19 protein-coding genes are annotated in these 20,581 nt (G+C 70.4%); 8 read left to right on the top strand and 11 right to left on the bottom strand.

Annotated features, from left to right (window positions below; translation table 11 throughout):
- The first annotated feature begins 31 nt into the window (after nt 1-31).
- Entirely contained in the window at nt 32-1,222 is a 1,191-nt protein-coding gene (locus ACIPJI_RS01450) for a S8 family peptidase (protein WP_356624470.1), read from the top strand.
- Here ACIPJI_RS01450 and ACIPJI_RS01445 read toward each other — a convergent pair.
- Nucleotides 1,219-1,824 carry a DUF4291 domain-containing protein gene (locus ACIPJI_RS01445; RefSeq protein WP_402243831.1) on the bottom strand — a complete coding sequence of 202 codons (606 nt, stop codon included), beginning with the start codon at nt 1,822-1,824 and terminating at the stop codon, nt 1,219-1,221. The genes ACIPJI_RS01450 and ACIPJI_RS01445 overlap by 4 nt on opposite strands.
- 151 nt (nt 1,825-1,975) lie before the next feature.
- Between ACIPJI_RS01445 and ACIPJI_RS01440 the strand changes: the two genes are divergently transcribed.
- Nucleotides 1,976-2,272 carry a hypothetical protein gene (locus tag ACIPJI_RS01440; protein ID WP_402243830.1) on the top strand — a complete coding sequence of 99 codons (297 nt, stop codon included), beginning with the start codon at nt 1,976-1,978 and terminating at the stop codon, nt 2,270-2,272.
- 44 nt (nt 2,273-2,316) lie between these two features.
- Here ACIPJI_RS01440 and mmsA read toward each other — a convergent pair whose 3' ends face one another.
- The 5 genes from mmsA to iolC are packed head-to-tail and all read right to left on the bottom strand — an operon-like array spanning nt 2,317 to nt 8,506.
- A complete protein-coding gene (gene mmsA / locus ACIPJI_RS01435; RefSeq protein WP_356624474.1) occupies nt 2,317-3,819 on the bottom strand; it encodes a CoA-acylating methylmalonate-semialdehyde dehydrogenase in 1,503 nt (500 codons plus the stop codon).
- Nucleotides 3,820-3,833: 14 nt separating this feature from the next.
- On the bottom strand, nt 3,834-5,708 hold the full coding sequence (gene iolD, locus ACIPJI_RS01430; protein WP_402243828.1) for a 3D-(3,5/4)-trihydroxycyclohexane-1,2-dione acylhydrolase (decyclizing): 1,875 nt from the start codon (nt 5,706-5,708) through the stop codon (nt 3,834-3,836).
- Nucleotides 5,705-6,529, bottom strand: a complete 825-nt coding sequence (iolB, locus tag ACIPJI_RS01425) for a 5-deoxy-glucuronate isomerase (RefSeq protein ID WP_307706491.1) — start codon at nt 6,527-6,529, stop codon at nt 5,705-5,707. Before iolB ends, iolD begins: the two co-directional genes overlap by 4 nt.
- Nucleotides 6,530-6,545: 16 nt before the next feature.
- Nucleotides 6,546-7,430, bottom strand: a complete 885-nt coding sequence (locus ACIPJI_RS01420; RefSeq protein ID WP_402243826.1) for a deoxyribose-phosphate aldolase — start codon at nt 7,428-7,430, stop codon at nt 6,546-6,548.
- Complete coding sequence (gene iolC / locus ACIPJI_RS01415; protein WP_402243825.1) at nt 7,427-8,506, bottom strand: 5-dehydro-2-deoxygluconokinase; 1,080 nt, start codon at nt 8,504-8,506, stop codon at nt 7,427-7,429. The genes ACIPJI_RS01420 and iolC overlap by 4 nt, the downstream gene beginning before the upstream one ends.
- A gap of 131 nt (nt 8,507-8,637) precedes the next feature.
- Between iolC and ACIPJI_RS01410 the strand changes: the two genes are divergently transcribed.
- The 4 genes from ACIPJI_RS01410 (at nt 8,638) to ACIPJI_RS01395 (ending at nt 12,879) form a co-directional block, all read left to right on the top strand.
- The gene (locus tag ACIPJI_RS01410) at nt 8,638-9,549 is read left to right on the top strand and encodes a sugar phosphate isomerase/epimerase family protein (protein WP_402243824.1); all 912 of its coding nucleotides are present in this window, start codon (nt 8,638-8,640) and stop codon (nt 9,547-9,549) included.
- Nucleotides 9,550-9,760: 211 nt separating this feature from the next.
- Entirely contained in the window at nt 9,761-9,958 is a 198-nt protein-coding gene (locus tag ACIPJI_RS01405; RefSeq protein WP_037774626.1) for an AlpA family transcriptional regulator, read from the top strand.
- A 247-nt stretch (nt 9,959-10,205) separates the two neighbouring features.
- Complete coding sequence (locus ACIPJI_RS01400) at nt 10,206-10,529, top strand: heavy-metal-associated domain-containing protein (protein ID WP_356624482.1); 324 nt, start codon at nt 10,206-10,208, stop codon at nt 10,527-10,529.
- A 145-nt stretch (nt 10,530-10,674) separates the two neighbouring features.
- Nucleotides 10,675-12,879: a heavy metal translocating P-type ATPase gene (locus tag ACIPJI_RS01395; protein WP_402244711.1), complete on the top strand. Its 2,205-nt coding sequence runs from the start codon at nt 10,675-10,677 to the stop codon at nt 12,877-12,879.
- A 383-nt stretch (nt 12,880-13,262) separates the two neighbouring features.
- Here the strand turns inward: ACIPJI_RS01395 and ACIPJI_RS01390 are convergent, their stop codons facing one another.
- From ACIPJI_RS01390 to ACIPJI_RS01370, 5 genes are all read right to left on the bottom strand, one after another.
- Nucleotides 13,263-14,552, bottom strand: coding sequence for a citrate synthase (locus ACIPJI_RS01390; protein WP_307706497.1), 1,290 nt, complete (start codon nt 14,550-14,552; stop codon nt 13,263-13,265).
- Nucleotides 14,553-14,801: 249 nt separating this feature from the next.
- Nucleotides 14,802-17,018 carry an ATP-dependent RecD-like DNA helicase gene (locus tag ACIPJI_RS01385; RefSeq protein WP_402243823.1) on the bottom strand — a complete coding sequence of 739 codons (2,217 nt, stop codon included), beginning with the start codon at nt 17,016-17,018 and terminating at the stop codon, nt 14,802-14,804.
- 347 nt (nt 17,019-17,365) lie between these two features.
- Nucleotides 17,366-18,049, bottom strand: coding sequence for a hypothetical protein (locus ACIPJI_RS01380; RefSeq protein ID WP_356624486.1), 684 nt, complete (start codon nt 18,047-18,049; stop codon nt 17,366-17,368).
- Complete coding sequence (locus tag ACIPJI_RS01375) at nt 18,046-18,564, bottom strand: SigE family RNA polymerase sigma factor (protein WP_402243822.1); 519 nt, start codon at nt 18,562-18,564, stop codon at nt 18,046-18,048. Before ACIPJI_RS01375 ends, ACIPJI_RS01380 begins: the two co-directional genes overlap by 4 nt.
- Nucleotides 18,565-18,673: 109 nt before the next feature.
- Nucleotides 18,674-19,285 carry a hypothetical protein gene (locus tag ACIPJI_RS01370; protein ID WP_402243820.1) on the bottom strand — a complete coding sequence of 204 codons (612 nt, stop codon included), beginning with the start codon at nt 19,283-19,285 and terminating at the stop codon, nt 18,674-18,676.
- Between the two features lie 323 nt (nt 19,286-19,608).
- Between ACIPJI_RS01370 and ACIPJI_RS01365 the strand changes: the two genes are divergently transcribed.
- Together ACIPJI_RS01365 and ACIPJI_RS01360 are read left to right on the top strand one after the other, a co-directional pair.
- Nucleotides 19,609-19,965, top strand: coding sequence for a hypothetical protein (locus ACIPJI_RS01365; protein ID WP_402243819.1), 357 nt, complete (start codon nt 19,609-19,611; stop codon nt 19,963-19,965).
- A gap of 33 nt (nt 19,966-19,998) precedes the next feature.
- Nucleotides 19,999-20,526 (top strand): hypothetical protein, encoded by a 528-nt coding sequence (locus ACIPJI_RS01360; RefSeq protein WP_356622999.1) that lies wholly within the window; start codon nt 19,999-20,001, stop codon nt 20,524-20,526.
- Nucleotides 20,527-20,581 lie beyond the last annotated feature (55 nt).

Here is a 20,581-nt window from a genome sequence, read left to right as displayed (position 1 = left end):
TGCCCGTAACAACCGGTCAACGAAAGGTCAGGTGCACGAGATGAGAGCAACTGCCCGTCGCGTCGGGGCGCTGATATCAGCCGCCGCCGCCGCGACCGGTCTCCAGTTCGCCGTGTCCCCCACCGCGCACAGCGCGCCCATCGGCGATCTTCGTCTCGCTCCCACTGCAACTGCCGTCGACAACAGCTGGATCGTCGTCCTCAAGGACGGCACGACCCGCGCCGCCGACTTCGGCGTCGCACCGAAGCACACCTACAACAACGTCCTCTCGGGCTTCTCCGCCGCGATGCCGGCCTCGAAGGCCAAGGCGCTCGCGGCCGATCCCCGGGTCGCGTACGTCGAGCAGAACTCCACGGTCCGGCTGAACGACACCCAGTCGAACGCCACCTGGGGCATCGACCGCATCGACCAGCGCAATCTGCCGTTGTCGAAGACGTACACCTACAACACCTCGGCGTCGAACGTGAACGCCTACATCATCGACACCGGCATCCGCACCTCCCACAGCGAGTTCGGCGGGCGCGCGAGCGTCGGCACGGACACGGTGGGCGGCGGCCAGAACGGCCAGGACTGTCAGGGACACGGCACCCACGTCGCCGGCACGGTCGGCGGCAGGAACTACGGGGTCGCCAAGAGCGTCAACCTCATCGCCGTACGCGTCCTCGACTGCCAGGGTTCCGGCACCACGGCCGGCGTCATCGCCGGCATCGACTGGGTGACCGCCAACGCCAAGAAGCCCGCCGTGGCCAACATGAGCCTCGGCGGCAGCGCGAGCGCGTCGCTGGACGACGCGGTGAAGAAGTCGATCGCCTCCGGCGTCAGCTACTCCGTCGCGGCGGGCAACGGCCTGCCGATCCTGGGCATCCCGGCGAACGCGTGCAACTACTCGCCCGCCCGCGTCCCCGAGGCGATCACGGTCGGCGCGACGGACAGCTCCGACCGCAGGGCTTCGTTCTCCAACTACGGAACCTGCCTCGACCTGTTCGCGCCCGGCGTGGACATCACCTCGGCCTGGAAGGACAGCGACTCCGCCACCAGCACCATTTCGGGCACGTCGATGGCGACGCCGCACACCGCGGGCGTGGCCGCTCTCTACCTCTCGGCACACCCGACGGCCACCCCGGCACAGGTCCGGGACGCCCTGGTGAACAACGCGACGACGGGCAAGGTCCAGAGCCCGATGACCGGTTCCCCGAACAAGCTGCTCCACTCCCTGTTCTAGCCCGCAGAGGGCACCAGATGCCCGAGGAGCCCCGTGTCCGCCGGATACGGCCGCTCCTCGGGCAGCAGCCGTGCCGCCCCTTCCCGGTCCCCCTCGCGCACGAGCCGATGCGCCTCGCGCGCGAGCGGGGTCACGTCGGTGATGCCCACCGTCCACTCGTCCGCATAACGGCCTGCCGCCTCGCCGCCGAGTCCCAGCTGCAACGACCGGTGGGGCAGCGGGTTCAGCCCGAGGTCCCGCTCCGGGTCCCACTGCACCCGCGCGGGCGCCCGCCGCAGCTCGCGCTTCCAAGCCGCCTGGCTCTCGTGCACACCGGCCTGATAGTGCGACAGGCAGGCGTTGCGCAGCGCCCACTCGAAGCCGTCCCGCCGGATCTCGACGGCGAGCACGGTCTCCTGATCGGCCTTGGTCGCCCAGCCGCAGCGGTACATCATCCACAGGAACGACGGCTTGATCCACGTCATCCGCTCCCGCTTCCACGCCGCCGGGAACCGCCCGTCGCGGGCGGCGGGCACGCCGATGGCGGGGTGGTATGCCTGGTAGACGGTGACGGTGTCGTCGGTGTACCGGGCGCGTACGCGGTAGCGGGGTTCGTCGGTCATGGCGCACAGCGTGCGCACAAACCCCGTTGTCGGGCCAACGGATTTCGGCCTAGGCTCGCGCCCATGAACAACTTCGGAGGTCATGCCGCGTAGGCGGCCCGGGCACGTTCGTGCCGAGCAGCGGGTGCGGGAGCTGTGCCGGAAGAACCGGATGCCACCCGTTCACGGCGTCTCGATGCGCACGCTGTACGAGATCGTGCGCATCGAGGAGACCCGCAACTACCTGTGGATCGGCGCCGTCGGCGAGTCCCTCGCACTGTGGCGGACCTTCATCGGCCGGCCCGACCGGCGACTGTGGCAGGACGACGAGAGCGGCTGCACCGAGTGGCTCTGCTGCGGAGACCCCTTCCGCGCCCGCGACATGCTCGAGGGGGCCGTGCTCGCCCTCCCCCGTCGCGCCGCGCGCGAACTGCGGGCCGTCGTCCTCGCCTTGGACGACCGGTACTGAAACGCGGCCCGTGCGGGATCCGCACGGGCCGCGTCACACGCGTCTCAGTGGTTGCGCGGGAAGCCCAGGTCCACGCCCGCCGGGGCGTCCGCCGGGTCGGGCCAGCGGGTGGTGACGACCTTGCCGCGGGTGTAGAAGTGCACGCCGTCGTTGCCGTAGATGTGGTGGTCGCCGAAGAGCGAGTCCTTCCAGCCACCGAAGGAGTGGTAGCCCACCGGCACCGGGATCGGCACGTTCACGCCGACCATGCCTGCCTCGATCTCCAGCTGGAAGCGGCGGGCCGCGCCGCCGTCGCGGGTGAAGATCGCGGTGCCGTTGCCGAACGGTGAGGCGTTGATCAGCGCCACGCCGTCCTCGTACGTCTCCGCCCGCAGCACGCACAGCACGGGGCCGAAGATCTCGTCGCGGTAGGCGTCGGAGTCCGTGGAGACCTTGTCGAGCAGGGACAGCCCGATCCAGTGGCCGTCCTCGAAGCCGTCGACCGTGTAGCCGGTGCCGTCGAGGACGACCTCCGCGCCCTGGGCGGCCGCGCCCGTGACATAGGAGGCGACCTTGTCGCGGTGGGCGGCGGTGATCAGCGGGCCCATCTCGGAGGTCGGGTCGTCGCCCGGACCGATCTTGATCTTCTCGGCGCGCTCGCGGATCTTGTCCACCAGCTCGTCACCGATCGCGCCGACGGCGACGACCGCGGAGATCGCCATGCAGCGCTCGCCCGCCGAGCCGTACGCCGCGGACACCGCGGCGTCCGCGGCGGCGTCGAGGTCGGCGTCCGGCAGGACCAGCATGTGGTTCTTGGCACCGCCCAGCGCTTGGACGCGCTTGCCGTTGGCGGAGGCGGTGGTGTGGATGTAGCGGGCGATCGGGGTGGAGCCGACGAACGAGACCGCGGCCACGTCCGGGTGTGCGAGAAGCGCGTCGACGGCCACCTTGTCGCCGTGCACGACGTTCAGCACGCCGTCGGGCAGACCGGCCTCCGCCGCCAGCTCGGCGAGCAGGTTGGCGGCCGAGGGGTCCTTCTCGCTCGGCTTGAGGACGAAGGTGTTTCCGCAGGCGATGGCCAGCGGGAACATCCACATCGGCACCATCGCCGGGAAGTTGAAGGGGGTGATGCCGGCGACGACGCCGAGGGGCTGGCGGATCGAGGACACGTCGACCCGGTTGGAGACCTGGGTCGACAGCTCGCCCTTGAGCTGGGTGGTGATGCCGCAGGCCAGCTCCACGATCTCGAGGCCGCGCGCCACCTCGCCGAGCGCGTCGGAGTGCACCTTGCCGTGCTCGGCCGTGATCAGGGCCGCGATGTCGTCGCGGTGCGCGTCGAGCAAGGCGCGGTAGCGGAAGAGGACCGCGGTGCGCTGGGCCAGCGACGAGGTGCCCCACGTCGTGTACGCCTCCCGGGCCGCGGCCACGGCCGCGCCGACCTCGTCGGCGGAGGCGAGGGCGACCCGGGTGGTGACGGCCCCCGTCGCCGGGTCCGTGACCGGGCCCCAGTTCCCCGACGCACCTTCGACGGTCTTGCCACCGATCCAGTGGTTGACGGTCTTCGTCATGACGAAAAGCTCCTTCAGAGATGGCGGCGTCGGGCGGCGGCCTGCCGGTCGTACTCCTCACGGGCCTTCACCGCCGACGGGCGGGTCGCGGTCTCGGCCACAGGAACATCCCACCACGCCTGTGCGCCGGGCGGGCCCGACACAGTGTCTGCCGTTCCGGTCTCCACGTAGACACATGTGGGGACGTCGGCCGCGCGGGCCTCGGCCAAAGCTTCACGCAGGTCACGCACGCTGCGGGCGCGGATCACCCGCATCCCGAGGGACTCGGCGTTGGCGGCGAGATCGACGGGCAGCGGCGGGCCGGTGAAGGACCTGTCGGCGGCCCTGTGACGGTAGGCGGTGCCGTAGCGCTCCGCGCCCACCGACTCGGAGAGGCCGCCGATGGAGGCGTATCCGTGGTTCTGCAGGATGACCATCCGGATCGGCACGCCCTCCTGGACGGCGGTCACGATCTCGGTCGGGTTCATGAGGTACGTGCCGTCGCCGACGAGCGCCCACACGGGCCGGCCGGGGGCCGCCATGGCGACGCCGATGGCGGCGGGGATCTCGTAACCCATGCAGGAGTAGCCGTACTCGACGTGGTACTGGTCGGCGGACCGGCTGCGCCACAGCTTGTGCAGGTCGCCGGGGAGGGAGCCGGCCGCGTTGATGAGGATGTCGTCGCCGGTCACCAGGGCGTCGAGCGCGCCGAGGACCTGCGCCTGGGTGGGGGCGGCGTCGGGGTCGGGGGCGGCGAAGGCCGCGGTGACCCGCTCCTCCCAGGCCGCCTTCGCCGAGGTGTACCGCGCCCGGTAGTCGCCCTCGACGCGGTGGTCCCCGAGCGCCGCGGTGAGTTCCTCGAGGCCGGCGCGGGCGTCGGCGACGACCGAGAGGCCGGCCATCTTGTGGGCGTCGAAGGCGGTGATGTTGAGGTTGACGAAGCGGACCGTCTCATGCCGGAAGAGCGTCGAAGAGGCGGTGGTGAAGTCGGACCAGCGCGTGCCGACGCCGATCACCAGGTCCGCGGTACGGGCCAGGTCGTCGGCGGTGGCGGTACCGGTGTGACCGATGCCGCCGATGTCGCACGGATGGTCGTACGGCAGCGACCCCTTGCCCGCCTGGGTGGAGGCGACCGGGATGCCGGTCGCGTCGGCGAACGCCCGCAGCGCCTCCTCCGCCTCCGAGTGGTGCACGCCGCCGCCCGCGACGAGCAGCGGCCGGCGGGCGGAGCGCACGGCGGCCGCCGCCTGTGCCAGTGCCTCGGCGTCGGGGCGCGGCCGGCGGATCCGCCACGTCCGCTCGGCGAAGAACTCCTCGGGCCAGTCGTACGCCTCCGCCTGCACGTCCTGCGGAAGCGCGAGCGTGACCGCGCCGGTCTGCGCCGGGTCGGTCAGGACCCGCACGGCCTGGAGCGCGGCGGGCACCAGCGCCTCCGGGCGGACGATCCGGTCGAACCAGCGGGAGACGGGACGCAGGCAGTCGTTGACCGACACATCGCCGGCGTAGGGCACTTCGAGCTGCTGGAGGACCGGGTCGGCGGGCCGGGTGGCGAAGGTGTCACCGGGGAGCAGCAGGACAGGAAGGTGGTTGATCGTGGCCAGCGCCGCGCCGGTGACCAGGTTGGTGGCACCGGGGCCGATGGACGTGGTGACGGCCTGCGCGGAGAGCCGGCGCGACTGGCGGGCGTGGCCGACGGCCGCGTGGACCATGGACTGTTCGTTGCGGCCCTGGAGAAAGGGCATGTCCTTGTGGGCCTCGAGCAGCGCCTGGCCCACACCCGCCACGTTCCCATGGCCGAAGATGCCCCAGGTGGCGCCGATGAGCCGGTGGCGGCGGCCGTCGCGCTCGGTGTACTGGCGGGCGAGGAACGCGACGAGAGCCTGGGCGGTGGTCAGCCGTCGGGTGGTCACCGGTAGCCCTCCGTGCGGTCGGGGTGGAAGCGGATCAGCCACTGGCGGTCGTCGCCGGGTCCCGCCATCACATTGAGGTAGTACATGGTGTGGCCCGGCTCCGCGATGGACGGGCCGTGCCAGCCGTCGGGCACGAGGACGGCGTCACCGGTGCGGACCTCTGCGAGGAGGTCGGCACCGCCGGGACGGGACGGGGAGACGCGCTGGTAGCCGAGGCCGCCACGGTCGATCTCGAAGTAGTAGATCTCCTCGAGCTCGCTCTCCTCACCCGGCCGGTGCTCGTCGTGCTTGTGCGGCGGGTAGGAGGACCAGTTGCCACCGGGCGTGAGCACTTCGACGGCGATCAGGCGGTCGCATTCGAAGGCGTCGGCCGCGGCGAAGTTGTGGACCTCGCGGGCCTGGCTGCCGCTGCCGCGGGCCTCGACGGGTACCTCCGGCGCGGGGCCGTAGCGAGCGGGGAGTCGGCGCTCGCACCTCGCTCCTGCCAGGGCGAAGCGGCCTCCCGCGCCGGAGGCGATCTGGGCATGGGCGTCACGCGGCACGTAGGCGAAGTCGCTCACTCCGCCGAACACACTTTCCCGCCCCTGCAGTTCAAAGATCCCGCCTTGCGTGTGCACGGTGCAACCGCCGGTGAGCGGCAGCACGATCCACTCGCTGTCGCCGGCGGTCAGCAGATGCGACCCGCCCGGCGGAAGCTCGAGCACCCGAAGGGCGGAGTACTCCCAGCCCGCCCGGTCGGGTCCGATACTCAGGGCGTAGGGCGCGCTCGCGGCGCTGCCGGCCGGGACGTGGAGACCCTGCTGCTTGGTGTTGTCGTCCATGCCTTGTGCGTACCCCTCAGAGCAGTCCGACGGCCGTATCGACCGCGCCCGCCACGTCGCCGTCGACCGGATAGAGCAGTGAGCGGCCCACCACCAGTCCCTGCACCGTGGGCAGTTGCAGCGCACCGCGCCATTTCTCGTAGGCGCCGTCCTGGTCGTCGCCTATCTCACCGCCGAGCAGCACCGCCGGCAGGGTGGAGGTCTCCAGCACCGTCCGCATGTCGTGGGGGTCGTCGGTGACGGGCACCTTCAGCCAGCTGTACGCGGAGGTGCCGGCCAGCCCGGAGGCGATGGCGATGGACAGGGTGACGGCCTCGGCGCTGAGATCGTTGCGGAGCCGGCCGTCGGTGCGGTGACAGATGAACGGCTCTATGAAGACGGGAAGCTGACGCTCGGCCATCTCGTCGACGGCGCGGGCGGCGGCGTCCATCGTGTCGAGGGAGGCCGGGTCGTCGTAGTCGATGCGGAGCAGCAGTTTGCCCGCGTCGAAGCCGAACCGTTCGAGGTCGCGCGCACGGTGCCCGGTGAATCTGTCGTCGAGTTCGAAGGCGGCGCCGGCCAGGCCTCCGCGGTTCATGGAGCCCATGACGACCTTGTCGTCGAGGGCGCCGAGGAGCAGCAGGTCGTCGAGGATGTCGGCGGTGGCGAGGACACCGTCGACGCCGGGCCGGGACAGCGCGAGGCAGAGCCGCTCCAGCAGGTCGAGGCGGTTGGCCATGGCGAGGGGGCGGTCGCCGACGGCGAGCGCTCCGCGGGCGGGATGGTCGGCGGCGATGATCATCAGCCGTCCGCTGTCGCCGAGGAGCGCTGGCCGCCGCCGTCTGCGGACGGCCGCTTCGGCGACCGCTTCCGGGTGGCGGGTGCGGATGCCGACGAGCTCGGCGATGTCGACGCGGCTCACGACGGCTCCCCGCTCGCCTCGCCCCGGGTGGCCTTCGGCGGGGCCGGACGGGGTGAGGGCCGGCCCGGCTCGGGCGGGGACGGGGCGGTGCCCGGCGGGGCCGGGGGCGGGCTGGGGTCCGGCGGTGGCGCACCGCCCGCGAGGACGGTCTCCACCTCCCGCGGGTACGGCATCGCCGTCGAGCAGGCGAGCCGGGACGCGACGATCGCCCCAGCCGCGTTGGCGTACCGCATCGTCTGCTCCAACTCCTGTCCGGCGAGCAGCCCGTGGCACAGCGCCCCGCCGAACGCGTCACCGGCGCCGAGGCCGTTGACGACGTCGACCGGCACGGGCGGGACCTCGGCCAGGGTGCCGTCGCGGTGCAGGGCGAGCACGCCTTCGGGCCCCTGCTTGACGACCGCGAGTTCGACGCCGGCGGCGAGGAGCGCGCGTGCGGCGGCGAGCGGCTCGTGCTCGCCGGTGGCGACCTCGCACTCCTCGAGATTGCCGACGGCGACGGTGGCGTGGGCCAAAGCCTGCCCGTAGTGGGGCCGCGCCTCGTCCGGGTCGGGCCAGAACATGGGCCGCCAGTCGAGGTCGAACACGGTCGTCCCCGAGCGGGCCCGGTGTGCCAGCGCCGCAAGTGTGGCCGACCGGCTGGGTTCCGCGCACAGCCCCGTACCGGTCACCCAGAAGACCCGGGCGTCACGGATCTGCTCCAGGTCCAACTCACGTGTCCGGATCTCCAGATCGGGCGCCTTCGGCTGTCGGTAGAAGTAGAGGGGGAAGTGGTCCGGCGGGAAGATCTCGCAGAAGGTGACCGGCGTCGGGTACGCGTCCACGGGTGTGACCCAGCGGTCGTCCACGCCGAATTCCCGCAGCGCCTGGTGCAGATACTCGCCGAAGGCGTCCTGCCCGGTCCGGGTGATCAGCGCGGTCCGCCGGCCCAGCCTGGCCGCGGCGACGGCGACGTTCGCCGCCGAACCGCCGAGGAACTTGCCGAACGTGTCGACCTGCGCCAACGGGACCCCGACGCGCAGCGGGTAGAGGTCGACCCCGATCCGGCCCATCGTGATCACGTCATACGGCTGAGGCATGCGCGTCCCTTCGGTTCGAACCGCCGGCGTGACTAAGGTCTAGCCCTCTCCCGCGAACCCTGTCAACATTTTGTCCTGACATTCGGACCAAGCCTTGACACCTTTCTCCGGCGGCCGGAAAGCTGACCGGCATGACCTCATCCGTCCCCGCCCTGAACCGCATCCGGGTCGGCTCGGCCCCCGACTCCTGGGGGGTGTGGTTCCCCGACGACCCCCGTCAGGTCCCCTGGCAGCGCTTCCTGGACGAGGTGGCCGACGCGGGTTACGAGTGGATCGAGCTCGGCCCCTACGGTTACCTGCCGACCGACCCGGCCCGCCTGGCGGACGAGACCCGGCGGCGCGGCCTCAAGGTTTCGGCGGGGACCGTCTTCACGGGTCTTCATCGCGGTCCGGCCGTGTGGGACGAGACATGGGCCCATGTGTCCGACATCGCGGCGCTCACGCAGGCGATGGGAGCTTCGCATCTGGTGGTGATCCCGTCCTTCTGGCGTGACGACAAGACGGGCCGGGTGCTCGAGGACCGCACGCTCACCCCGGAGCAGTGGCGCGACCTGACGGCCCAGACCGAGCGGCTGGGCCATGAGGTGCGTGAGCGCTACGGCCTGCGGATCGTCGTCCATCCGCACGCGGACACCCATATCGACACCGAGGAGAACGTCACGCGTTTCCTCGACGCCACCGACCCCGACCGTGTCTCGCTCTGCCTGGACACCGGCCACTACGCCTACTGCGGCGGCGACAGCGTCAAGCTCATCGAGACCTACGGGGAGCGGATCGGCTATCTCCATCTCAAGCAGGTGGATCCGGCCGTCCTGGCCCAAGTCGTCGCCGAGGAGGTGCCTTTCGGGCCCGCGGTGGACCGTGGGGTGATGTGCGAGCCGCCGGCCGGGGTGCCCGCCCTCGAACCGGTACTGGCCGCCGCGCAGTCGCTGGGCGTCGACCTGTTCGCCATCGTCGAGCAGGACATGTATCCCTGTCCGCCGGACAAACCGTTTCCGATCGCCGAACGCACGCGCGGTTTCCTCCGCTCCTGCGGCGTCTGACGCTCCGCATCGCATCTGTCACTGTTGTCGTCCGCGCATCACAGTTGTCTCCATTACACGCGCCTTACGTCACAGACCGTCAACAGCCGTATCCCCTCCGCCACTCCGCGTCGTTCAACGGACACAGGCTCAGCGATCGCCAGCGTCCGCGCGGCAGCTCCCCCGACGGCATACCGACCGCCTCTGCTGCGCACGCAGGGAGGTGCCCCACATGACGGACAGAAGGCTCTGGTCCTACAAGGACATCGCCGCACACATCAAGGTGCAGCCGGACACCGTCCGCTCGTACCGCAAGCACGGCCTGCTGCCGCCGCCCGACCACGTGGAGGCCGGAAAGCCGTACTGGTACGCGGACACGGTCCGCCGCTGGGTGGCCAACCGGCCCGGGAACAGGGGCCGCAGGGAGTGAGGGGCGCCTCGTCACGAGAACCACGGCCCCGCACCGGTGACGGTGCGGGGCCGCTCCCGCGTGGCAAGGACACACGCTTCCGCGCGACCCGCTCCGCCCTACTCCGCGCGGCGCTACCGGATCGATACCCCCTAGGGGTATAGTGGGTGTCATGGCGCCGGGGGATGCGACATCCGCCGCACCCACTGGCGCACCATGTCCGTACGCACGCACCCGCGCGCGCCGAACCACCGAAACGGAGAACGCCATGACCGCCGAGACGAAGGCCGGCATCGAGATCGAGGACACCGCGGCGACCGGCTCCTGCTGCTCGTCCACCGGGTCCTGCCACGACTCCGCCGCGGACGCGCAGGCCGACGGCATCACCACCGTCTACCAAGTGACCGGCATGACCTGCGGCCACTGCGAAGGCGCCGTCAGCAGCGAGATCTCCGAGCTCCCCGGCGTCAGCTCCGTGACGGCCGTCGCCGCCACCGGGCAGGTCACCGTGGTCTCCAAGGCCCCGCTGGACGAGGCCGCCGTACGCGCCGCGGTCGACGAGGCCGGCTACGAGTTGGTGGGCCGGGCCTGAGCGCCCACCGCCTCCCCGGCGCCGTCAGGGCCGGGCCGCACGCCCTCGATCTCCGGCCGGGCCGGATACTGGTGGGGTACGGCCCGGCCGAGTGCGTGGAGTCCTGAGCGTGGAAACATCCGAGGTAGAGCTCACCATCGGCGGCATGACCTGCGCGTCCTGCGCGGCTCGCGTCGAGAAGAAGCTGAACCGCATGGACGGCGTCACCGCCACGGTCAACTACGCGACGGAGAAGGCGCGCGTCTCGTACCCGGCGGGCACGGAGGTCGCGGACCTGATCGCGACCGTGGTGAAGACCGGCTACACCGCCGAGGAGCCGCCGCCGCCCGCTCCCGCCCCGGACCCGGCGCACCCCGCCGGCCCGGAGCCCGGCACCGGCCCCGCCACCGAGCAGGACACCCTGCGGCGACGGCTCGTCGTCTCCGCGCTGCTCGCCGCGCCGGTCGTACTGATGTCGATGATCGGCCCCCTTCAGTTCGACAACTGGCAGTGGCTCTCGCTGACCCTCGCCGCGCCCGTGGTGGTCTGGGGTGCCCTGCCCTTCCACCGGGCCGCATGGAGCAATCTGCGCCATGGCGCGGCCACCATGGACACCCTGGTGTCCACCGGCACGCTGGCCGCCTTCGGCTGGTCGCTGTGGGCGCTGTTCTTCGGCACCGCGGGCATGCCAGGCATGCGCCACGGCTTCGACCTCACGGTCGGCCGTACGGACGGCGCCTCGGTGATCTATCTCGAGGTCGCCGCCGGCGTGACCGTCTTCATCCTGCTCGGCCGCTACCTCGAGGCCCGTTCCAAGCGGCAGGCAGGCGCCGCGCTGCGGGCGCTGATGGACATGGGCGCCAAGGACGTCGCCCTCCTGCGGGACGGCACGGAGGTACGCGTGCCGGTCGACCGGCTCGCCGTCGGTGACCGGTTCGTCGTGAGGCCCGGGGAGAAGATCGCCACGGACGGCGTCGTCGTGGAGGGCGCCTCCGCCGTCGACGCCTCGATGCTCAGCGGTGAGTCGGTACCGGTCGACGTGTGGCCGGGCGAGCCGGTCACCGGTGCGACCCTCAACACCGCCGGCCGCCTCGTCGTCGAGGCCACCTCCGTCGGCGCGGACACCCGGCTCGCCCGGATGGCGAAGCTCGTGGAGGACGCCCAGAACGGCAAGGCTCAGGTGCAGCGGCTCGCCGACCGGATCTCGGCGGTCTTCGTTCCCGTCGTCCTGCTGATCGCCGCCGCCACACTCGGCGGGTGGCTCGGGGCGACCCGTGACACGACCGCCGCCTTCACCGCCGCCGTGGCCGTGCTGATCATCGCCTGTCCGTGCGCACTGGGGCTCGCCACCCCGACGGCGCTGATGGTCGGCACGGGGCGGGGCGCGCAGCTGGGGATCCTCATCAAGGGGCCCGAGGTGCTGGAGTCCACGCGCAGGGTCGACACCGTCGTCCTGGACAAGACCGGGACCGTCACGACGGGCCGGATGACCCTTCAGGGCGTGCACCCGGCGGAAACCGCCGACACCACGGAACTGCTGCGACTGGCGGGCGCGCTGGAGCAGGCCTCCGAGCATCCCGTCGCGCGCGCCGTCGCCGAGGGCGCGGCGGAACGCGTACAGGGCCGGCTGCCCGCGGCCGAGGAGTTCGTGAACGTGCCGGGCCTCGGCGTGCGCGGTGTCGTCGAGGGCCATGAGGTGCTGGTCGGCCGGGCACGGCTGCTGGAGGAGGCCGGGGTCGAGCTGCCCGAGGAGCTCCTGCGCGCGGCGGCCGGCGACAGCGGCCGTACGGCCGTGTTCGCCGCGCGGGACGGAAAGGCCCTCGGCGCCCTCACCGTCGCCGACGCGGTCAAGGACACCAGCGCTGAGGCCGTACGAGAACTGCGGGCCCTCGGCCTCACCCCCGTACTGCTGACGGGCGACACCACGGCCGTGGCCGAGAAGGTGGCGGCCGAGGTGGGCGTGGAGGAGGTGTACGCGGAGGTCATGCCCGAGGAGAAGGTGTCCCTGGTCGAACGGCTTCAGGCACAGGGCCGCGCCGTCGCGATGGTCGGCGACGGCGTGAACGACGCGGCCGCGCTGGCCACGGCGGATCTGGGTCTGGCGATGGGCACCGGAACGGATGTGGCCATCGAGGCGGGAGATCTCACCCTTGTGAGGGGTGACCTGCGTGTCGCGGCTGACGCGATCCGTCTCGCACGGCGGACTCTGGCCACGATCAAAGGCAATCTTTACTGGGCCTTTGGCTACAACGTGGCGGCACTGCCACTGGCGGCATCCGGCCTGCTCAACCCCATGATCGCAGGCTTTACCATGGCCTTTTCGTCCGTTTTTGTGGTGTTCAACAGCCTGCGGCTGCGCTCCTTCTCGTGACTACAAACAGGTCACAAGACCTTCACAACGAGACCTAGATCACAGATATTTGGGGGTAACCATTCAGGCTCGTCGCGAGTCTAAGTGGTCGATGCCGAGAACGTCTTGGGGGACGTTCATGGGACGTCTTGGGGGACGTCCCAGAGGCAAGCGTTGGCCGGGGCACGTGCACCGGGGAGCTTTGAGCGGCCCTCCCGTACGTACCCCGGCATACCGCGTGCGAGCTTTGCGCGCGGGCAGACGCCCGGCCGGATCCCGTGGGGGGAATCCGCTGTCGGGGATATGGGAAGCGCCCCGCCCGCCGACCCGTGGGGGGATCGGCAGCGGGGCGCTTTCCGCTGTTCGGGCGGTGGGCCTTGGCCCCCCGCCCGGGCACAAGTGCCTCAGCGAGCCTCGACCGGGACGAAGTCGCGCAGGACCTCGCCGGTGTAGATCTGGCGCGGACGGCCGATGCGGGAACCGGGCTCCTTGATCATCTCGTGCCACTGGGCGATCCAGCCGGGAAGCCGGCCGAGCGCGAACAGCACGGTGAACATCTCGGTCGGGAAGCCCATGGCTCGGTAGATCAGACCCGTGTAGAAGTCCACGTTCGGGTAGAGGTTGCGCGAGACGAAGTAGTCGTCGGAGAGCGCGTGCTCCTCGAGCTTCAGCGCGATGTCGAGCAGCTCGTCGGACTTGCCGAGCGCCGAGAGGACATCGTGCGCCGCGGCCTTGATGATCTTCGCGCGCGGGTCGAAGCTCTTGTAGACCCGGTGGCCGAAGCCCATCAGACGGACGCCGTCCTCCTTGTTCTTCACCTTGCGGATGAAGGAGTCGACATCGCCGCCGTTGGCCTGGATGCCCTCGAGCATCTCCAGCACCGACTGGTTGGCGCCACCGTGCAGCGGACCCCACAGCGCGCTGATGCCGGCGGAGATCGAGGCGAACATGTTCGCCTGCGAGGAGCCGACCAGACGCACGGTGGACGTGGAGCAGTTCTGCTCGTGGTCCGCGTGGAGGATCAGCAGCTTGTCGAGCGCCGCGACGACAACCGGGTCGAGCTCGTACTCCTGCGCCGGGACCGAGAAGGTCATGCGCAGGAAGTTCTCCACGTAACCGAGGTCGTTGCGCGGGTAGACGAAGGGGTGGCCGATCGACTTCTTGTACGCGTACGCCGCGATCGTCGGCAGCTTCGCGAGCAGCCGGATCGTCGAGAGGTGGCGCTGCTTCTCGTCGAACGGGTTGTGGCTGTCCTGGTAGAACGTCGACAGCGCGCTGACCACGGACGACAGCATGGCCATCGGGTGGGCGTCGCGCGGGAAGCCCTGGAAGAAGCGCTTGACGTCCTCGTGCAGAAGCGTGTGCTGCGTGATCTCGCCCTTGAAGGTGGCGAGCTCGTCGACGGTCGGAAGCTCACCATTGATCAGCAGGGACGCCACCTCGAGGAAGGTGGAGCGCTCGGCCAGCTGCTCGATCGGGTAACCGCGGTAGCGCAGAATGCCCTGCTCGCCGTCGAGGTAGGTGATCGCGGATTTATAGGCGGCGGTGTTGCCGTATCCGCTGTCCAGGGTGACCAGACCGGTCTGGGCTCGGAGCTTCCCGATGTCGAAGCCCTTGTCACCGACGGTGCTGTCGACCACCGGGTAGGTGTATTCACCGTCCGCGTACCGCAGTACTACAGAGTTGTCGCTCACGTCATCCCTCACCGACGTAGTGCCTCTTCTTCGAGGTGCCCTGACTGTCTCTACCATCCCCCATTTGGCTCAGGAGAGTGCACTCGGGGTCGACCATTGGGCCTATCGGCGGCACTCAGTGCCGCCAACCTGCTCATCTTGCCCCCTTCGCCCTGCTTCTGGAAGCCGGGGTGGGGGTGGGGTGGTGTTTCCCACGCCCCTGGCCGCTCGAACCACCCGGCCCGCGCTGCCCGGCCCGGCGAGGCCGGCTCACGCGGCGAGACGGTGGGCGAGGCCGGTGCAGCGCCTGCCTGCCGAAACTGTCCGGACGGCCTGGCCTATCGCCTTACGGGACCCGACCAGGACCACCAGCCTCTTCGCCCGGGTGACGGCCGTGTACAGCAGATTCCGCTGGAGCATCATCCACGCCCCCGTGGTGACCGGGATCACCACCGCCGGATACTCACTGCCCTGGGAGCGGTGGATGGTCACCGCGTACGCGTGCGCCAGCTCGTCCAGCTCGTCGAAGTCGTACGGGACCTCCTCGTCCTCGTCCGTCAGCACGGTCAGCCGCTGGTCGTCCAGGTGCAGCGCCGTGACGACACCGACCGTGCCGTTGAAGACGCCGTTGCGCCCTTTCTCATAATTGTTACGGATCTGGGTGACCTTGTCGCCGACACGGAACACCCGGCCGCCGAACCGCTTCTCCGGGAGGTCCGGCCGGGCCGGGGTGATCGCCTGCTGAAGCAGCCCGTTGAGCGTCCCCGCGCCGGCCGGACCGCGGTGCATCGGCGCGAGGACCTGCACATCGCGGCGCGGGTCGAGCCCGAACTTCGCCGGGATCCGGCGGGCCGCCACGTCGACGGTCACTCTGCCCGCGTCCTCGGTCTCCTCCTCCACGAACAGGAAGAAGTCCGGGAGGCCCGAAGTGATGGGCGGCAGGCCGGTGTTGATCCGGTGGGCGTTGGTGATGACCCCTGACTGCTGCGCCTGCCGGAAGATCCGGGTCAGGCGCACGCTCGGCACGGGTCCGCCGTCCGCCAGCAGGTCGCGCAGCACCTCCCCCGCGCCGACGCTCGGCAGCTGGTCCACGTCCCCCACCAGCAGCAGGTGCGCGCCCGGCGCCACGGCCTTGACCAGCTTGTTGGCGAGCAGCAGGTCGAGCATCGACGCCTCGTCGACGACGACCAGGTCCGCGTCCAGCGGCCGGTCCCTGTCGTACGCCGCGTCCCCTCCGGGCTTGAGCTCCAGCAGCCGGTGCACGGTCGACGCCTCGGCACCGGTGAGCTCGGCGAGCCGTTTCGCCGCGCGGCCGGTGGGAGCCGCGAGCACCACCTTGGCCTTCTTGGCGCGGGCCAGTTCGACGATGGAGCGGACCGTGAACGACTTGCCGCAGCCGGGGCCGCCCGTCAGCACGGCGACCTTGGCGGTCAGGGCCAGCCTGACGGCCGCCTCCTGCTCGGGCGCCAGCTTCGCTCCCGTGCGGTCCGCGAGCCAGGCCAGCGCCTTGTCCCAAGCGACGTCCTGGAAGGCGGGCATCCGGTCGTCCTGCGCGGTCAGCAGCCGCCGCACCTGCCCGGCGAGCGACAGCTCGGCGCGGTGGAACGGCACCAGGTACACCGCCGTCACAGGCTCTCCCCCTTCCGGTCCGGGCACCCGCTCCCGTACGACCCCCTCCTCGTCGGCCGCGAGCTCCGCGAGGCACTCGATGACCAGCCCGGTGTCGACCTGGAGCAGCTTCACCGCGTCGGCGATCAGCTGCTCCTCCGGCAGGAAGCAGTGCCCCTGGTCCGTCGACTGGGACAGGGCGTACTGCAGTCCGGCCTTGACCCGCTCGGGACTGTCATGGGGTATGCCCACCGCCTGCGCGATCTTGTCGGCGGTCAGGAAGCCGATGCCCCACACATCGGCGGCCAGGCGGTACGGCTGGTTCCGCACGACCGAGATGGAGGCGTCCTCGTACTTCTTGTAGATCCGCACCGCGATGGACGTCGAGACGCCCACCCCTTGGAGGAAGACCATGACCTCCTTGATGGCCTTCTGCTCCTCCCAGGCCACGCCGATCATTTTCGTCCGCTTCGGCCCGAGGCCCGGCACCTCGATGAGCCGCTTCGGCTCCTGCTCGATGACATCGAGGGTGTCCGTACCGAAGTGGTCGACGATCCGCTCGGCGATCTTCGGCCCGATGCCCTTGATCAGACCGGAGCCGAGATAGCGCCGTATGCCCTGGATCGTGGCGGGCAGGACGGTGGTGTAGTTCTCCACGGTGAACTGCTTGCCGTACTGCGGGTGGGAGCCCCAACGCCCCTCCATCCGCAGCGACTCGCCGACCTGCGCGCCGATCAGCGAGCCGACGACGGTGAGCAGGTCGCCGCCGCGGCCGGTGTCGACTCGGGCGACCGTGTAGCCGTTCTCCTCGTTGGCGTACGTGATCCGCTCGAGCACGCCTTCGAGCACAGCGGGTTGGAACACGACCGGATTGGACATGCCCCGACGTTATCGCCGCGCTCCGACAGCGCGGGCGGCCTGTGGACAACCCCGCTTCCGGCCGAGCGGGTCGACCGGCTCCCCGTCCCACGGCTGCCACCGGTGGTCACCACGCCTCGCCGGCCAGGAAGACCGCCACGAAGAGGGGGCCCGGTCGATGACCGGGCCCCTTACGCTCCCCCCTGCCAAGGCCCAGCGCTGTCCCCCCGGATGCGCTACCCCCGAAACCCTGACGGCACATACGACTCCGGTGACGCAAAGATGGTTGCACGATCGCGTGGAGTAATTCCCGCCATGTTCCCGGGATCGGTTCCGGCCACGCCGGCTCGTCCCGCGTGCGATGGCCTTCAGGGAGCAGCCGCGTTCCCGAAGTGCTGCTCCACCAGCACGCCGCCGTCCGTCCCGTACGCGGTGACCGTCCACCCTTCCGTGCCCCGGGCCGGGTCGCCGAAGGCGTAGTACGTGCCCCAGCCCGGGTCGCTGTGGAGACGGAGGATGGACGCCGCGAACCGCTCGCCCGAGTCGAGGCGGACCTCGACCCTGGAAGGGACCGTGTCGGTGCGGAACGCGCCCCGGTACAGGACATGTCCGGTGTCGATGTCCTTCCCGGAGCTGATGCCGTCGTCGCGGATGTTGTCCCCGGGATAGGAGCGGGCGTCGTCGATCGCGGCGGTGAGGTCACCCGGGCCCACGACGTAGTTCTGCCGGCCGTCCGGCAGCAGTGCCATCCCGATGCCGTGGCCGATGGCCACCGGTTCGTACGGCTGGACCGTACGGATGCTCGAGGGCGTGGCGGTGACCGGCGGGGCCGTCGCCGGCGGGGGCGGGGCCGGGTGCGGTGACCGACCGGCCAGGGGCACGAGAGCGAGCACGACGGCGAGCACAGTGACCGCGCCCGCGCCCGCTGCGGTACGGCGCCGCCGCGCCGCCCTTCCCCGGCGCAGCACCTCGTCCACCGGCGCCGGGCCCACGGGCACGGCGTCCGCCTCGCGGCGCAGCGTGTCGCCGAGTCGCATGTCGTCCTCGTTCACGGCTGCCGCTCCCCCGTCATGTGCGCCGGGACGATGCCCGGATGCTCGCGCAGCTTCTTCAGGGCGCGTGCCGTATGACTGCGCACCGTACCGATCCCGGTGCCGAGCAGTCGGGCCACGTCGCTCTCGCTGCGGTCCTCCAGGTAGCGCAGTACGACCACCGCCCGCTGCTTCGGCGGCAGTTGGCCGAGCGCGTCCATCACGGCCCCCCGCTGTGTCACGGCGTCGGTCCGGTCCGGGGCGGCGGTCTCCGGGAAGCGGGTGGTGAGCCACTCGCGGAGCCGGGTACGCCGCAGCCGGTCCACATTGGCGTTGATCATGATGCGCCACACGTACGAATCGGGGTCGTCGGCCCCTTGCACGCGTTCCCACTTCACATACGCCTTGGCCAGGGCCGCCTGCACCAGGTCCTCCGCGTCGTGGTGGTGTCCGGTCAGCAGATGGGCGGTACGGAGCATGCGTGGCCAGCGGCTGACCACGAACGCCCGGAACTCCGCCTCCGCGCTCGTCTTCAAGCGAGTCCTCGTGTTCGCCGTCCGCGCGCGGCGCACGCCACGCTGTTGTGCCGCTCCCTCGTTGCCGGCGCAACAGCGTGACATGGCCGCCGTACGGGCGGGACTGTCGTCAGCGGCCGGCCTGGAAGGGCTCGAACGACAGGGTGGCGAGCACCGTGCCGTCCGCGCCGTACGCGGTCACCTTGGTGGTCTCCTCGGGCGCACCGGCGCCCGCCGCGTCGAGGTAGTACGTGCCCCAGCCCGGCTCACCGGGAAGCATCAGCATCCCCGCGGCCTGCTCGGGGCCGGTACCGACGCGGACGGTGATGCGCGCGGGCACCGAGTCGGTACGGAACGCGCCCGTGAACAGGGCGTCGTCCCCGTCGGTCTGCAGGCCGCCGCTGAGGCTGTTCGGACGGATGCTGTCCCCGACGTACGCCTTGGCCCGCTCGACGGAACCCTCGAAGTCCTCCCAGGCCACGACGTAGTTCTGCCGGCCCTGCGGGAGCAGCCCCATCTTCGCGCCCTGCCCTATAGCCACGGGCTGGTACGGCTGTACGACGCGCGGCCCCGTCTCGGCCGTGGCCACGGTCGTGGCCACGGCGGGCGTCACGCTGTCGCTGCCGTCGGCCGCGGCCCTGACGGGCTGCGCCGCGCCGTCCCCCAGGGCGAGCGCCGTCCCGGCGCCGCCCGCGAGAGCCATCGCCATGACCCCTGCCATGACGAGCCTCTTCGTCTTCATCGGTCCTCCGCTGGTCGTGTGCGTGGTCGGTGTTGCCTTCACGTCTCAGACGGAGGACGAGCCGCGTATCTATGTCAGCGTCGGAGGACTTCTTTCCGGACGGGCCCGCGGAGCGCCACAGGCGCGCCCGGTGCCACGGAACACGTCACCACGCCCACGCCGGACCGCCTACCCCTCACGGCGTCCCTCGGCCACCGCTTCACGTGGCCGGTGCCATTCGCCACTACGATCCTGAGACGTCACGGTTCCTTTCCACCTACGTCAAGAACCCCCTCACCTGGGCAGATCCTCTGGGCTTGAACCCTTGCAAATTCGAAAATCAAATGCCGGACGAGTTGGCGGGTGAGCTCGCAGATGCAGAGCGCCTGGGAGTGAAACCTCTCAGGGTAGGCGACGACGGCTTCGACGAGGTCATCAATTCGGGCACGGTGAAGTGGGCTGTGACCATGGATGGAGACTTGGTGATCATACCGAAGCACGTCGGCGGCGTTGAGCTCAAGCATCCCGTTCTGACCAATGGAGACCCCGTGCGTGCAGCCGGTGAAGCGGAAATCGCAGGCGGCAACGGGTCATACTTCGGAATGGAAGTCAACAACAAGAGCGGTCACTACAAACCGTCACTCGAAAGCCTTGAGGTAGGAAAGGAAGCCTTTGAGCGGGCCGGAATTCAAGTCTTCTGATATTGGTCGACCGAGAGTTGTCAAGGAGTGCTCGTGAGTGCCTTCTCAGGCTGCTCGCTGGACGAACTGGAGCGGCGTGTCCAGGGCGATGATGATGCTGTTGAGGGAGCGGAGGACTGGGAACAGTTGCGCGAACTGGGCGTCGGCAGGATGCAGTCCGATGCGTACTCCCAGGAGATCCGGCTCCGGTGGGGACACCTGGCGTTGACTGCCATCGCCTGGAAGTACGCGTCGACCCCGGAGGATCCGAAGAAGGCGGTGGCCGAATCGGCTCTTGTGCGCGCCTACATGATCCGACAGTTCGGGGAGAGCGAAGAGGACGAAGCCCGACGGATCGGCGACCTCTGCGCATACGTGGAGACGCATCTCGACCTCACGCGCGAAGACGCCCTCCGATTGGCAGCGGAGTACCGGCGCACTCCGGGCCCACAGATGCTTCACCTGCGACGCATCAAGAACATGCTGACGCCGTTGGCAGTGATTCAGGATCTGTTGCATGAAGACGATCCGATTCAGCAGGGCATTTCGGAGTGGCTGCCCTTGCTCCCCAAACTCCCGTAGCAGGCGACCGGGCCGACCGGATTCAGTGTGCCGGCCGCGGCGCCCCCGCGGCCGG

It is taken from the genome of Streptomyces sp. NPDC086835 (genome assembly GCF_044745705.1).
Classification (GTDB): Bacteria; Actinomycetota; Actinomycetes; order Streptomycetales; family Streptomycetaceae; genus Streptomyces.
This window is presented reverse-complemented; position numbering and strand designations above follow the sequence as displayed.

Bases quoted from the DNA above. Each gene is read 5' to 3' on its own strand.
- mmsA (WP_356624474.1), bottom strand. From the start codon at position 3,819: ATGACGAAGACCGTCAACCACTGGATCGGTGGCAAGACCGTCGAAGGT.
- ACIPJI_RS01395 (WP_402244711.1), top strand. From the start codon at position 10,675: ATGACCTGCGCGTCCTGCGCGGCTCGCGTCGAGAAGAAGCTGAACCGC.
- iolB (WP_307706491.1), bottom strand. From the start codon at position 6,529: ATGGACGACAACACCAAGCAGCAGGGTCTCCACGTCCCGGCCGGCAGC.
- ACIPJI_RS01365 (WP_402243819.1), top strand. From the start codon at position 19,609: ATGCCGGACGAGTTGGCGGGTGAGCTCGCAGATGCAGAGCGCCTGGGA.
- ACIPJI_RS01385 (WP_402243823.1), bottom strand. From the start codon at position 17,018: ATGTCCAATCCGGTCGTGTTCCAACCCGCTGTGCTCGAAGGCGTGCTC.
- ACIPJI_RS01440 (WP_402243830.1), top strand. From the start codon at position 1,976: ATGCCACCCGTTCACGGCGTCTCGATGCGCACGCTGTACGAGATCGTG.
- ACIPJI_RS01400 (WP_356624482.1), top strand. From the start codon at position 10,206: ATGACCGCCGAGACGAAGGCCGGCATCGAGATCGAGGACACCGCGGCG.
- ACIPJI_RS01410 (WP_402243824.1), top strand. From the start codon at position 8,638: ATGACCTCATCCGTCCCCGCCCTGAACCGCATCCGGGTCGGCTCGGCC.
- iolC (WP_402243825.1), bottom strand. From the start codon at position 8,506: ATGCCTCAGCCGTATGACGTGATCACGATGGGCCGGATCGGGGTCGAC.
- ACIPJI_RS01370 (WP_402243820.1), bottom strand. From the start codon at position 19,285: ATGAAGACGAAGAGGCTCGTCATGGCAGGGGTCATGGCGATGGCTCTC.
- ACIPJI_RS01445 (WP_402243831.1), bottom strand. From the start codon at position 1,824: ATGACCGACGAACCCCGCTACCGCGTACGCGCCCGGTACACCGACGAC.
- ACIPJI_RS01405 (WP_037774626.1), top strand. From the start codon at position 9,761: ATGACGGACAGAAGGCTCTGGTCCTACAAGGACATCGCCGCACACATC.